Raw genomic sequence first — 12221 nt, 5'->3', positions numbered from 1 at the left:
AGAACATTGGTGCACTTTTACGTGGTACTAAGCGTGAAGACGTTGAACGTGGTCAAGTACTAGCTAAGCCTGGTTCAATCAAGCCACACACTACATTCACTTCAGAAGTATACGTACTTTCGAAAGATGAAGGTGGTCGTCATACTCCATTCTTCAAAGGTTACCGTCCACAGTTCTACTTCCGTACAACTGACGTAACAGGTGACGTACAGTTACCAGAAGGCGTAGAAATGGTAATGCCTGGTGATAACGTTAAGATGACAGTAACGCTAATCGCGCCAATCGCGATGGACGAAGGTCTTCGTTTCGCTATCCGTGAAGGTGGCCGTACTGTAGGTGCTGGTGTTGTAGCAACTATCGTAGAGTAATAGTTAGCCTAGCTAATTAATACTAAAAAACCCGAGCTTAGCCTCGGGTTTTTTAATGTCTGCAATTTACTTCATGTGAAGGTGACGCTCTTACCTTAGGGGTAGGTGCTTTGTAGCAACTATCGTAGAGTAATAATTAGTTGTAATGCATTAAGCATTAATAAAACCCGGGCTCAGTCTCGGTTTTTTTTATTTCTGAGGTAAAGTGTAATTATTAATGTTATCGCTGTAACAAAGTAGGGGTATGGACTTAATTAGTTAGTAACCAGCATTCTTACGTAATTCATCAAGCATATCTTGGTTACCCATCATTTCGTCAAGCGTTGCCCTGACTGCATTGTCAGAGCTGTTGTCATAAACTGAAAGTAGATGTTGCGCCATTTGCTTCGTATAACCACCTTGTTTATTTTGAGCTTGGTAGTATTGCGCCATCAACCCTTGTGCAGCTAAGCGACGGATATAATCATTCGAGTCTTGCTCTAACAAGTTTGTAAACTGCTCTGCAAGGCGGTAATCAAGTACCGGTGTTTGAGTTGATAACTCAACAGCTTGAATTTTAAATTTTTCGTCACTACTGTTGTTCGCTAAATTTAAAATGTTACCCACTACTTCATAGTCATACTCAGGCATAGTAGATTTATTTAGAATATACATATTCATTTGCAGTTGGCTCAGTGCAGCTAACCTATTTAAATCAGAGATGCTTGGATCTAAAGTTTGCTCTCTTAATTGAGAATTTATTTGTTTTGCATAATCAGGTTCTGATTTGATCCTTAAATCATAGTCTTCTGGTAAATCTGCATAAAAGCTATAAAGAGGGTTTTGCTCACGTCGTTTTTCATCTTCTTGCTGCTGTTTTTCCTCTAGTACGTCAAGAACAAGTTCCTTAAATTCGTCGGTATCTTGTTCTTGATAAGAGTCATTAGCGTGCAGTTTTAAGTTTGCTATTTTGCGTTGTAGCGAACTTACTTTCTTGCTTAGTTCGTCAATTAGGGCTTCATTTGATTGCTGGTATTCTGCAGGAGTACTAATAGAAACTGTGGAGCTTAGCTGTTGCTGGTTGGGTTTATTAAGCGAACTGGCCTGATCTTTAAAAAATGTTCCGTAGCATGAAATTACCAAGGCAAGTGTTGCTATAGCAATCGCAATAGTTCCTTTGTTTATAGTCATAAAATAATCAGCCTCTAAAATGGGTAATTTATCTGTTTTCGAAATATAAGTCTGTTAAAAGTGTGTTAAATGAGGGTTAAATATACAGGTTAATTAAGAATGCGGGGCGTGAGTGGCGAAATACGGTGTTTAAAGTGGCTATAAGCGCTAGACCTAAGCCTAGCGCGTAAAGCTTAATGAGATTTTGCGTATTGCTCAGCTTGCTTCCACACTCTTAGCGTATTGCCGCTTAAAATCTTTTTAATATCGCTATCGCTGTAGCCTCTATCCATTAAGCCTTGTACAAGGTTTGGGTAGCTAGACACATCTTTTAAGCCGATAGGCAGCGAGTCACCTACACCGTCGTAATCAGAGCCAATACCAACATGATCGATACCAATTAGCTTCACAACGTGATCAATATGATCAAGTACTTGCTCTAAGCTTGCAAATGGGTAGGGGTTTTTAGCGCGGTACATCGCATCAAAATCTTTACTTAACTTAGTACCATCTTTTTTTACCGCTTCTTTTTTACTCTTTAACTGTTTGCCCCACGTACCTGCTTTAGCAGTAACAAAGCTTGAACCAAAGTTAATTTGAATCACACCACCGTTCTTTTTAAGAGCTAATAACATGTCGTCATTCATATTACGCTCAAAACCTGGTGTGTATTTACGTAGTGATGAGTGTGATGCAATCACAGGGGTGTTAGACAGTTCCATCACTTGATAAAACGCATCGTCCGAGATATGAGACACATCAATCAGCATGCCGATATTATTCATCTCTTTTACTAGCTCTTTACCAAATGGGCTTAGGCCTTTCCACTTGCGACGAATATCGTATGATGAGTCAGAAATATGGTTGCTTTGCGAGTGAGCAAGGGTGATATAGCGCACACCACGGTCAAAAAAATGCTGTAGGTTGTTTAAATCGCCTTCAATGGGTGAGCCGTTTTCCATGCCCATAGCAATCGACATTTTACCTTGCTTAAATTGTGCTTCGATATCGCTTGTTGAGCTGGCAATGGCAAACTTGTCAGGTGCACGTTGTGCAATTGCTTCCATACCATCAATCAATTGATTCGCTAATTGAAAGCTTTTGCCTTTGCCTTCAAACTCTAAATGAGCAGGAATATAAATCGACATAAATGGGGCGTTTAAACCACCTTCAACCGCGCGTGGGTAGTCAAAGTCACCGCCCTCAGTGGCTTTAGTAACATCTGCCCATTTATCATGAATACGGTAAGGTACATCAATGTGGGTGTCGATTAAAATGGTATCGTGAGCAAGCTTGATTGCTTTATCCGAAGGGGTAACTTGCGTAGCGTGTGCCCCTGCAACGGTGAGTGCGATGGCGCTAAGTGCTAGACGTAATTTCATGTTCTTACCTGTTTTATTATAATAATGCTAATGATTGTAACAACAATCGATTCGTCCTGCCTACTATCCGTTTATCCTCTTTTTTAGCCATTAATCACTTATTACCCTTAGGTATCAAGTGTAATCGTTATAGTCCTAGTCAACAAAGACTCAGTATGCATCTAAGGCGTACTGCAATTTAAGGGGTATCACTATGCAATTTACTATCAACAATAAGCAGTGCAAACTATCTTTAAAACCAACCTTAGCAGTATTATTACTGGGATTGTCATCAATTAGTTACGCCAATGAAACAGATGATAAAACCGATTTAGTGCTTAAATTCCATGAGGGTTTCTCTGTTGACTTTCAAACAGCCAAAATAAAAGACGTGTTTGATGGTAACGGTGTTGGTATTAATTACCAAGCTTCATTGAGCGAGCTTTCAGAAGACCAGCTTAATGGTAAGGTTGATCTTTATGGGCGTTTGCAGCACCAAATAAATGAAGAGGGCAGTAAATCTAATTTAACTCAAACCGAAATCACCTTAGGGGTTAATTGGGCATATTCAAATAAGACACATTTTTATATCGAAAGTGCATTAATGAAGCAGCAACTTGAAGTTAATAATCGCGTTGGTTCTCAAACATTTAATATTACTCGTCTCGGTGGCAAATATAATTTTTATAAGGATTTTGTGGTGAATGCGGCTCTAGAGCATCGCGATGCGTTAAAAAACGAGACTGGGTATAAGTTGGCACTTGAGACAACCAAGGCAAAATATGCTTTATTTAGCGCGGGTTACCTAAGTGTAGGTAATAATCAATCAATGTTTTTTACTTTAATATCAAAGTTTTGAGTAGCAAACTAACATAGCTTGGGTACAATACTGTGTATTATCAAAGGAGTGTGCCCATGCGAACTTATTGGCTTTGTCAGTTTTTAGTTTTTATTAGTATTGTGCTTATAAACTATGGTTTAGGAGTTGCGTTATTAAATACGTCAATTGAGCACCATGCTAATTTGCTTTTAAGGACTATCTCGCATGCATCCGTATTTGTTTTATTGACACATTTTATCCTTTACACCCTAGGTAACAGGCTATGTGGTAAGTTAAAAATAGCACGACTCAATATTTTTTTGTTAAGTGCATTGTCTATTTTGTTAGCGCTAATGCAGACGCTGAATGTGATTTATTTTACGCCTTTCATTTTACCTGAGAGCGCGTCGAGTATGAGCATACAAATGTATGGAGAAACAACCGTAGATTTGAATGAGAAACAGTTTACCGGAAGAATCTCAAGCTTTTTAAATGCATTAGTAATGAGTTTAATATGGAGTAGTTGTTACTTAGCTGTTGTATCGCGAAGAGAGAAAAAACTTATTATGAGCCAGCTGAAAGAGCAGCAACTTGAAAGCCTTAAAAACCAAATAAAACCTCACTTTTTATTCAATACTTTAAATACAATTCGCGGCATGATTTACCAAGATCAAGATAAAGCTGCTGATATTGTTACTCAGCTTTCGGAGTTATTTAGATATAACCTCAGCACAGACTTAGAAACCCACGCCAACTTTGATCAAGAGTGGAAGGTATGTGAACATTATTTAGCGATTGAAAAAGTAAGGTTTGGTAAACGGCTTTTAGTAACAATGCAGTGTGATGATTCGTTAAAAAAAGTTGTGTTACCGAGTATGGCTTTATTAACTTTAATTGAAAACGCCACAAAGCATGGCATTGCTCATTTAGAAGAGGGTGGAGAAATAAAAGTAAATGTAGTCAGAACAGGGGAAACTGTCACGATTACAGTGAGTAACCCTTTTGATGAAACGAAACTTAAGTCCGGCACCAAATTAGGATTACAGAATATTCAATCAAGACTTGAACTAATGTTTGCGCAACGAGGTAAATTGTTTATTGAAAAACAGAGCTGTCAGTTTAATGCAACTTTGGAGGTGCCCTATGCTGCATAATAAGCCAACCATAACAGCATTAATTGTTGATGATGAGCTCCTTGCTCGAAATGAGTTAGCTCGGTTATTAAAGCCTTATAAGCACATAGATATAATTGATGAGGCTGAAAATATTAGCCATGCCAATGAATTAATAAAAAAGCATAAGCCTGATGTTGTTTTTCTTGATATTGAAATGCCGGGCGGCACAGGTATTGAGCTTGCAGAGCAGCTTGCAGGTGAGACACCTATTATATTTTGCACAGCCTACAACGAGTTTGCTGTAGATGCCTTTAGTCTTAATGCCGTTGACTATTTACTAAAGCCCATTGTAAAAGAGCGTTTAGAAGGTACCTTAGAAAAGCTGGAAGGGCAACTGACACAGCGCCCTGTTAGTTACTTAGATGATAACTTTAAATTGATGGTTAAATTTTCTGAGAACATGAAAATTATCAAATTGGCAGACATTTTAAGGTTTGAAAGTATTGGTAATCATGCGGCGATCTATACTGCATTCGGGAAGGCCTATATTCATAGCTCTTTAACTAAAATTGAAGCTCGCTTAAATCCAGATTACTTTTTACGAGCAAGCCGCAGTGACATAATACGACTAGACGCGATAATAGAACTCGAAGAAACTATTAACTATGGGCTATTAGCAAAGCTCAGTAATGGTGCGCAAGTTGAAATATCTCGTCGTCAAGCAAGTAAATTAAAGCAACAATTAAGCTTTAATTTATAGTTATTGCTGCTGATGTTGCTCTTCACTTTGCAGTGCTTTGAATTCACTTTTAGAAATTATGGTGACCGACTCATGTAGCTCAGAGAAAAACACCATAGCTTCGCCGCTTTTTAATTGCTGATTTACTTGCGCTACTTTACTTTCAATACTGAACTCTTGTTCGCCATAGTCAGTGCCTTCGCGCAAAACGTAGCTTTCAATTAGGTTGTACAGTGTGTCTTTATCAAGTTGTTCAAAAGGAATAATCATAGCCACTCTTTATCGGTGTTATTAAATACACATTGCTTAAAATAATCAGGCACCACTTGCTCTAACCAAAACACGGGTTTAAATGGGTTGTTACCGCTAATAAAACCTACGTGGCCGCCCTTCTCTGAGATACGCAGCGTAACATGCTCACTTACATCCTGACTACTTGGAACTGCTTTAATCGACAGCATAGGGTCGTCTTTGGCATGAATAATTAGTGTGGGTGTCGCAATATCTTTTAAATACGGCATGGCACTGGCTTTTTTGTAGTAGTCGTGCGCATTTTCAAAGCCATGTAGCGGTGCTGTAAGCTGGTTATCGAACTCTAATAAATCGTCAATTTCCATTAACTGATCGGTGGTGATCGGTATTTGCTGTTTAATTTGTGGTAGTTTGCGTTGCATCGACTTTTTCATCCGATCGAGCAAATATTTTTGGTAAATTTTACCTAAGCTTTTACGAATAACATCACTAGATGATGACAAATCATAGGGCGCAGATATCACGGCGGCTGCACTAAGCGGGCAGTGAATGTGTTCTTCCCCTAAGTATTTAGCCAGCACATTACCACCCAATGAAAAGCCAACCGCCAAAATCGGGCGCTTTGGAAATTGCTGTTTTAAATGGTTTATAAAAAAAGCTAAATCGGCAGTGTCGCCACTATGGTAGGCTCTTGGCAGGCGATTGACTTCGGTTGAGCAGTTTCTAAAGTGCATTAGCACCACTGCAAACCCTTGCTTTTTTAATGCTTTCATCATGCCTTTGGCATAAAAACTATTTATGTTGCCTTCAAGTCCATGAAGTACCACTGCGAGCGGCGCCGTTTCGTTATGCGGGAGTGACCAAGCAAGCTCAATAAAGTCACCATCGGGTGTATCAAGTTGCGCAAGTTCGTAGCGAGTATGGTGGAAAGGGCGAAAAAAACGCGGCATTATGGTTTGAACGTGTCGGTTGGTCATCCACCATGCGGGTTTGAACTTAGGGATCATGTCTGTACTACGCACTTTGCAATAAACGAAGCGCTAGTGTAGCAAATTTTTTATATTTAAAAATAAAAAGCGCCTAATCAGTAAACTAATAAGGCGCTTTGTGCGTCGTGCTTAATGCTGTTCTTTAATATCTGCATCGTGTACTTTTTTCATGAAAAAATACACAAAGAAGAGGCATAAACTAATAACGACGCCTAAAAATCCAAATGATAAAAATAGTACTGGGTCGCTAAAAAAATCTCTAAAGAATACGTCCATAATGGCCTCCTGATGTCTATGGGTTAATCATAGGCTGGCTTGGCAGGGCTTGATATGATCCAGATCAAGCTATTTAACAGATTATAAAATGGGCAATGCAGATGTTGATTTTGATCAATAAAGTTAAGTCGATTTTGCACTTTTTAGTAAATTATCTGCGATTTTTTAATCACTTTTATAATAAAGATGGTCAGCAAAGTTCAGCTTTGAATAACCGTTGCTTTGTTTTAGGTTAAATAAAATAAACCTAGTGTTAAATATATTTGACATGGCTAAAGAGTGAACTTATAGTTTTAAAGTCAAAAATATTTTACTTGGAGTTAGCTTTATATGACTCGTTCAGAGCACTTTAAAGAACTTTTACAAAGCATAAGTTTTAGAGAACTGACGCTGAGTATCGATTTACTAGTAAGCGTGTATATATCTTACTTTTATGTAAACAGCCTAATGAATGCGAGTACGCAGCAGCTTAGTTCTGTTTCTTGGTTATCTGGTTTATTGCTACAGGTGTTAATTTATTCTGTGATACTTATAGTATTGAGCTATTTATTACTTTCATTTATCAGTGATAATGAATTAAATCAGCCACCTGATGTGAGAGAAAAGCAAATAAATTTAGTGGGTTATAAATACAAGGCCATAATATTACAGACGGGAATTTGTGTTGCTATTGTTCAATATCAAATTGAAGCTAATAACTGGGGCCCAGCTATCGAATATAATATTCCATACTTACCAATGCACGTCATGGTAGGTGCTTTTTTGATTGCCGAAATAGTCAACTATATAGCGCAGCTTTATAAAGGTAGAACGGGTAATATTTATGAATGAGTATGTAATAACTAACTCTATTCGAACATTACGCTTTTTACGCGATGAAATGACGCAAAAGCAATTAGCAGATGCTATTGGTGTAACTCGGCAAACGGTAATGGCAATTGAGGCAAATAAATATTCACCCTCTCTAGAAGTGGCTTTTAAAATTTCTATAGTTTTTAACTTGCCATTAGAAGAGGTGTTTCAATACAAAGCCAAAGATATGCAGCTTGGTTTATAAAACAAACTAAAGTAACCACGTATATAACGAGCTAATATTCATAATATAAGCGATCTGATGAAAATAATGGTGAAAAATTATGCCAAATATTTATCGCTGTTATTGGGCGTTGAACAGGCTGTTAAATCCATACTATTAACTACATCAATCAATATTATTTGTTGCTGCTTTTCTAACTTCAACTCGGCGCCGAGAAGTGCTTTTCGAATTGCGGCGTAATCGGTAATCTCGGTTTGATTTGTTTTTAAATAGGCGCGGGTAGTACGTAGAGGCTTTAATACTTGCTGCTCAAATTCACTAATAGATTGTTCAAGCTTGCTCAGCTGTGTTTGGTTAATAGCTAGATTGAGAGAATCTAAGTAATACAGCAACAAGCATAGGTTGACGTTTTTACCTTGCAGGTTTTGGTAATCTAACAGGCGCGCTTGCATGCCATCTTCGTTATAAAGCTGACATGCAAACTGCCAAAAATCGTTGCTGTTAAGCAAGTTCATCGGCGAATGCCTGTTCTTTTTGTTCCATCTCTTCAAGGGCCATTAATAACTCTTCTTCAACATTATTAAGCTTAGGCGTAAGTGTGGCTTGCTTGGTAATTAGCTCTTTGAGCTTAGCTTTATTTTCATCGTTATAAAGTGTGTTATCGCCGAGCGCCTCTTCAACGTCAGCTAATTCTGCAGAAAATTTATCCAATTGTTTTTCAAGCTTTTCAATTTGCTTTTTAAGCGGTTGAATCGCTTTTCTAAACTCGGCCTCTAAGCGCTTTTGCTCTTTTCGGTTTACTTGTGAGTGGGCTTTTGGCTCGTCATCGGTGTCGCTTTTAGCGGCTTCTTTATTAGCATTAAGCAGCCACTGATAATACGCGTCTAGGTCGTAACCAAACTGAGTAACTTCGCCGTTATCAACTAAGTAAAATTCATCAGCGGTGTTTTTAAGCATGTGGCGATCATGCGATACCGTGACCATGGCACCTTCAAAGCCTTGTAATGCCATAACCAATGCGTGGCGCATTTCTAAATCAAGGTGGTTAGTTGGCTCATCGAGTAGTAATAAATTTGGTTTTTGATAAACCAACATAGCCAGCACTAAACGGGCTTTTTCGCCGCCTGAAAAGGGGGCAACTGGGTCGAGTGCTTTATCGCCTACAAAGGCAAAGCCGCCTAAAAAGTCACGCAGTGATTGTTCGCTGGCTTTAGGGTTTAAACGTTGCAGATGAGTGACGGCACTGGCTTTTAAATCAAGTGATTCCAATTGATGCTGCGCAAAGTAGCCAATGTTTAACCCCTGATGCTGAAACACTTCACCTGCTTGAGGTTGTAAGTCACCAGAGAGCAGCTTAATAAGTGTTGATTTACCTGCGCCATTTCTACCAAGCAGCGCGATACGGCTACCTGGCACTAAGTTCAGCTTAATACTGTTTAAAATGGTCACATCACCATAACCGGCTTTAGCTTTGTCGAGTGTCATTAGCGGGTTAGGCAGAGCGGTTGGCTCGGCAAATTCAAAATCAAATGGCGAGTCAGCATGTGCAGGGGCAAGTTTTTCCATGCGTTCTAGCGCTTTAACGCGGCTTTGTGCCTGTTTGGCTTTACTGGCTTTAGCTTTAAAACGAGTAATAAATTGCTCTAAGTGGGCAATTTGATCTTGTTGTTTTTCAAACATGGCTTGCTGCTGTAATAAACGCTCAGCTTTTTGGCGTTCAAACTGCGAGTAATTGCCTTTATATACATTGATAAGTTGTTTATCTATATGCCAAATTTGATCAACCACCGCATCTAAAAACTCTCGGTCATGAGATATCAGTACCAATGTACCAGTGTAGGCACGTAAAAAACGCTCAAGCCAATACACAGCATCTAAATCAAGATGGTTTGTAGGCTCATCCAGTAACAGCAAGTCGGCATCGCGAATAAGCGCTTGGGCTAAGTTTAAACGCATACGCCAACCACCCGAAAATGCACTTACTGGGTTTTCTATTTGGTTATTAGCAAACCCTAAGCCATGTAATAGCTCTCCTGCCTTGACTTCTATGCTATAGCCTTTAATATTTTCAAGCTGAATATGCACTTTAGCTTGAGTGTCGCCATCATTGGTTTGCTCAGCTTCACGCAAAGCAATTCGTAGCGCATAATATTCAGGGTGGCCTTGCAGTACGTAATCTATAGCGCTTATTTCAAGGGCGGGGGTTTCTTGTTTTACTGAGGCCAGTGACCAATCTTTAGGAATACTGCAATTACCGCCATCCAACGAAAGCTCAGACTTTAATAAACTAAATAGCGTTGACTTACCACAGCCATTAGCACCAACAAGGCCTACTTTGTGCTCTGGAAATAATGTAGCCGATGCATTTTTTAATAAAGCTTTGCCACCGCGAAGCAGTTCTATTTCTGAGATTTGGATCATAAATACGTTACTTTACTGTGCCTTGATTGAATTGCGGCCATTATAACACGGATCTTATTAGCTATATCAATCGTATCAAGTAGGCAAATATTGCGATAAAATAACGTCAGTCAAAATGGTAGGAAAAACGAAGTGAAACATAAAAAACGATTTATTGCTGGAGCAACGTGTCCTGAGTGTAAAACCATGGATATGTTAATGCTCTACAAAGAGCATGACGTAGAAAAAGTTGAATGTATGCAGTGTGGTCATAAAATGGCTCAACCAGAGCAGGCTGTGCAGGCATCAACACGCCAATTTGAACAGATCATTGGCGTGTTTAATCCAGGCGACTAAACCTAAACAGTTTAGTAATGCGGTGGCGGAGGCTCCGGCATATTCGACATCATAGGTTGCGATGCTTGTGACTCTTTAAGTTTTTCAGCCAGCAATTCGGTTTGGCGCTTTATTTTTGCCAACTGTTGCTGGTGAACTTTTATTTCATCATTCAAAATTTCAATTGTTTCGTCTTGAAAAGCCACTTTAGCCTCAAGTTCCATTAGCCGATGTTCAATTGTGTTCATTTGGTTCTCGTATAATAAAGCGCTCAGCGATTCCGCTCGAGCTTTCAGTTAACAATGATTTACCGTTATCTGTAAATGCCACATCAAGTACCACTGCCGATTTGGGCTTACTGCCTTCTCGCGGAGTGACTTGCCATGTTTGAATTTTTTCACCGCTGGTTAGCTGCCATAAATCAACCCGTTTATTGGGTGAACCGGTTGCTAATAAAGTGCCTTGATCGTTAAAGCGCACTGCGGTAAAAATTTTCTGACGCGCAATATACTTTAGTTTACTAACAAGGTCACCTGTAGTCAGCTTCCATACATTTGCTTGTGCCATACTGTCGGCGGTAAAAGCATAGCGCCCTTGAGGATCTAAAGCGACCTGCGTTACTCGGGTTGGGTGATTAAAGCGATGAACTACTTGCCCACTTTGAGTATCCCATAAGTAGGCAACATAATCGTTAGAGCCGCTTAGTGCATAGCGCCCGTTGGGTGATAGGTCAACGGTATTTACTTTTTCTTGATGGCCTAAAAATTCAATGCGCCTACCTGTGTTAAGGTTTATAAATACCACAACGCCATCGCTGCGCCCGTAAACAACACTTTGGCCTTGGTTGCTAATGGCAATATCGCGAATGCTGGCTTTTTGTATTTTATAAAAGCCTTTATTTTTGCCGGTGGCAATATCCCAGACCGCAAAGGTGGTTTTTTCGGCGGTAACAGCCACGCTATTATCAAAAGCAATGGCTACGGCATAAACTAAGCTATCTTCAGCCTGCTGTTGAAACCATTGGTATTTAAGCGCTTGCTGTTGATTATCCCAAAGGGCGACCCCATGATGGATAGAAGACACTAAGCTGTATTGACCATCGTGCGATAACGCAGATGAAAAGGCGCCCTGTGCAGTGTGCTCAAAACTGGCCACTGCTTGTTGTTTTTCATCACTACATGCAATTGTTAATAAACAGCAAGTGGCGACTAAAAAAGTACGAAATAACGACATATTACAGGTATTTCCTCTTAACTCTTAGTGACTGAGAGGTTAGACTAGGTCTCGTTAAACGCCTAGGTTGTTTGTCTAATCACTGGATATGTTTTTAGTTTAGCTATTAAACAAGCAGCCTACCATGTAGGCCGTTAATCTTTAACT

At 39.4% G+C, this 12221-nt stretch carries 15 protein-coding genes; 7 read left to right on the top strand and 8 right to left on the bottom strand.

Going from position 1 to position 12221, the window contains the following annotated elements:
- The coding region (locus N523_RS0108905) for a hypothetical protein (protein ID WP_028835957.1) at positions 1–368 on the top strand (368 nt) is incomplete at its 5' end.
- A gap of 258 nt (positions 369–626) precedes the next feature.
- Here the strand turns inward: N523_RS0108905 and N523_RS0108900 are convergent.
- Both N523_RS0108900 and N523_RS0108895 read right to left on the bottom strand, forming a co-directional pair.
- Positions 627–1538: a hypothetical protein gene (locus tag N523_RS0108900; RefSeq protein ID WP_028834811.1), complete on the bottom strand. Its 912-nt coding sequence runs from the start codon at positions 1536–1538 to the stop codon at positions 627–629.
- A gap of 173 nt (positions 1539–1711) precedes the next feature.
- Complete coding sequence (locus tag N523_RS0108895) at positions 1712–2899, bottom strand: dipeptidase (RefSeq protein ID WP_028834812.1); 1188 nt, start codon at positions 2897–2899, stop codon at positions 1712–1714.
- Between the two features lie 193 nt (positions 2900–3092).
- Here N523_RS0108895 and N523_RS0108890 point away from each other — a divergent pair, with 193 nt between their 5' ends.
- The 3 genes from N523_RS0108890 (at position 3093) to N523_RS0108880 (ending at position 5573) form a co-directional block, all read left to right on the top strand.
- On the top strand, positions 3093–3737 hold the full coding sequence (locus tag N523_RS0108890) for a hypothetical protein (RefSeq protein WP_028834813.1): 645 nt from the start codon (positions 3093–3095) through the stop codon (positions 3735–3737).
- Positions 3738–3838: 101 nt separating this feature from the next.
- Positions 3839–4852 carry a sensor histidine kinase gene (locus N523_RS0108885; protein WP_197019870.1) on the top strand — a complete coding sequence of 338 codons (1014 nt, stop codon included), beginning with the start codon at positions 3839–3841 and terminating at the stop codon, positions 4850–4852.
- Positions 4842–5573 (top strand): LytR/AlgR family response regulator transcription factor, encoded by a 732-nt coding sequence (locus N523_RS0108880; RefSeq protein WP_028834815.1) that lies wholly within the window; start codon positions 4842–4844, stop codon positions 5571–5573. Before N523_RS0108885 ends, N523_RS0108880 begins: the two co-directional genes overlap by 11 nt.
- Here the strand turns inward: N523_RS0108880 and N523_RS0108875 are convergent, their stop codons facing one another.
- Both N523_RS0108875 and N523_RS0108870 read right to left on the bottom strand, forming a co-directional pair.
- On the bottom strand, positions 5574–5822 hold the full coding sequence (locus N523_RS0108875; protein WP_028834816.1) for a YheU family protein: 249 nt from the start codon (positions 5820–5822) through the stop codon (positions 5574–5576).
- Positions 5819–6811, bottom strand: coding sequence for a hydrolase (locus N523_RS0108870; RefSeq protein WP_028834817.1), 993 nt, complete (start codon positions 6809–6811; stop codon positions 5819–5821). The genes N523_RS0108875 and N523_RS0108870 overlap by 4 nt, the downstream gene beginning before the upstream one ends.
- Positions 6812–7399: 588 nt before the next feature.
- On the opposite strand from N523_RS0108870, the gene N523_RS0108860 reads away from it, so the two are divergent.
- Together N523_RS0108860 and N523_RS0108855 are read left to right on the top strand one after the other, a co-directional pair.
- Entirely contained in the window at positions 7400–7900 is a 501-nt protein-coding gene (locus N523_RS0108860) for a hypothetical protein (protein WP_016900071.1), read from the top strand.
- A complete protein-coding gene (locus N523_RS0108855) occupies positions 7893–8126 on the top strand; it encodes a helix-turn-helix transcriptional regulator (RefSeq protein ID WP_028834818.1) in 234 nt (77 codons plus the stop codon). The genes N523_RS0108860 and N523_RS0108855 overlap by 8 nt, the downstream gene beginning before the upstream one ends.
- Positions 8127–8203: 77 nt before the next feature.
- Here N523_RS0108855 and N523_RS0108850 read toward each other — a convergent pair whose 3' ends face one another.
- Complete coding sequence (locus N523_RS0108850) at positions 8204–8620, bottom strand: TIGR02444 family protein (protein ID WP_028834819.1); 417 nt, start codon at positions 8618–8620, stop codon at positions 8204–8206.
- The gene (locus N523_RS0108845) at positions 8607–10526 is read right to left on the bottom strand and encodes an ATP-binding cassette domain-containing protein (protein ID WP_028834820.1); all 1920 of its coding nucleotides are present in this window, start codon (positions 10524–10526) and stop codon (positions 8607–8609) included. Before N523_RS0108845 ends, N523_RS0108850 begins: the two co-directional genes overlap by 14 nt.
- Positions 10527–10658: 132 nt before the next feature.
- Here N523_RS0108845 and N523_RS0108840 point away from each other — a divergent pair, with 132 nt between their 5' ends.
- A complete protein-coding gene (locus N523_RS0108840; protein ID WP_008114218.1) occupies positions 10659–10862 on the top strand; it encodes a YheV family putative zinc ribbon protein in 204 nt (67 codons plus the stop codon).
- 11 nt (positions 10863–10873) lie between these two features.
- Here N523_RS0108840 and N523_RS0108835 read toward each other — a convergent pair whose 3' ends face one another.
- The gene (locus N523_RS0108835) at positions 10874–11089 is read right to left on the bottom strand and encodes a SlyX family protein (protein WP_013466167.1); all 216 of its coding nucleotides are present in this window, start codon (positions 11087–11089) and stop codon (positions 10874–10876) included.
- A complete protein-coding gene (locus N523_RS0108830) occupies positions 11076–12074 on the bottom strand; it encodes a WD40 repeat domain-containing protein (RefSeq protein WP_013466166.1) in 999 nt (332 codons plus the stop codon). Before N523_RS0108830 ends, N523_RS0108835 begins: the two co-directional genes overlap by 14 nt.
- Positions 12075–12221 lie beyond the last annotated feature (147 nt).

Origin of the sequence: Pseudoalteromonas sp. 23_GOM-1509m (genome assembly GCF_000518425.1) — a bacterium.
In the GTDB taxonomy this organism is placed as follows: domain Bacteria; phylum Pseudomonadota; class Gammaproteobacteria; order Enterobacterales; family Alteromonadaceae; genus Pseudoalteromonas; species Pseudoalteromonas tetraodonis.
This window is presented reverse-complemented; position numbering and strand designations above follow the sequence as displayed.

What these genes read in the sequence shown, in the direction of transcription:
- N523_RS0108900 (WP_028834811.1), bottom strand. Translation starts at nt 1,538, where the DNA reads ATGACTATAAACAAAGGAACTATTGCGATTGCTATAGCAACACTTGCC.
- N523_RS0108895 (WP_028834812.1), bottom strand. Translation starts at nt 2,899, where the DNA reads ATGAAATTACGTCTAGCACTTAGCGCCATCGCACTCACCGTTGCAGGG.
- N523_RS0108890 (WP_028834813.1), top strand. Translation starts at nt 3,093, where the DNA reads ATGCAATTTACTATCAACAATAAGCAGTGCAAACTATCTTTAAAACCA.
- N523_RS0108880 (WP_028834815.1), top strand. Translation starts at nt 4,842, where the DNA reads ATGCTGCATAATAAGCCAACCATAACAGCATTAATTGTTGATGATGAG.
- N523_RS0108875 (WP_028834816.1), bottom strand. Translation starts at nt 5,822, where the DNA reads ATGATTATTCCTTTTGAACAACTTGATAAAGACACACTGTACAACCTA.
- N523_RS0108870 (WP_028834817.1), bottom strand. Translation starts at nt 6,811, where the DNA reads ATGATCCCTAAGTTCAAACCCGCATGGTGGATGACCAACCGACACGTT.
- N523_RS0108860 (WP_016900071.1), top strand. Translation starts at nt 7,400, where the DNA reads ATGACTCGTTCAGAGCACTTTAAAGAACTTTTACAAAGCATAAGTTTT.
- N523_RS0108855 (WP_028834818.1), top strand. Translation starts at nt 7,893, where the DNA reads ATGAATGAGTATGTAATAACTAACTCTATTCGAACATTACGCTTTTTA.
- N523_RS0108850 (WP_028834819.1), bottom strand. Translation starts at nt 8,620, where the DNA reads ATGAACTTGCTTAACAGCAACGATTTTTGGCAGTTTGCATGTCAGCTT.
- N523_RS0108845 (WP_028834820.1), bottom strand. Translation starts at nt 10,526, where the DNA reads ATGATCCAAATCTCAGAAATAGAACTGCTTCGCGGTGGCAAAGCTTTA.
- N523_RS0108835 (WP_013466167.1), bottom strand. Translation starts at nt 11,089, where the DNA reads ATGAACACAATTGAACATCGGCTAATGGAACTTGAGGCTAAAGTGGCT.
- N523_RS0108830 (WP_013466166.1), bottom strand. Translation starts at nt 12,074, where the DNA reads ATGTCGTTATTTCGTACTTTTTTAGTCGCCACTTGCTGTTTATTAACA.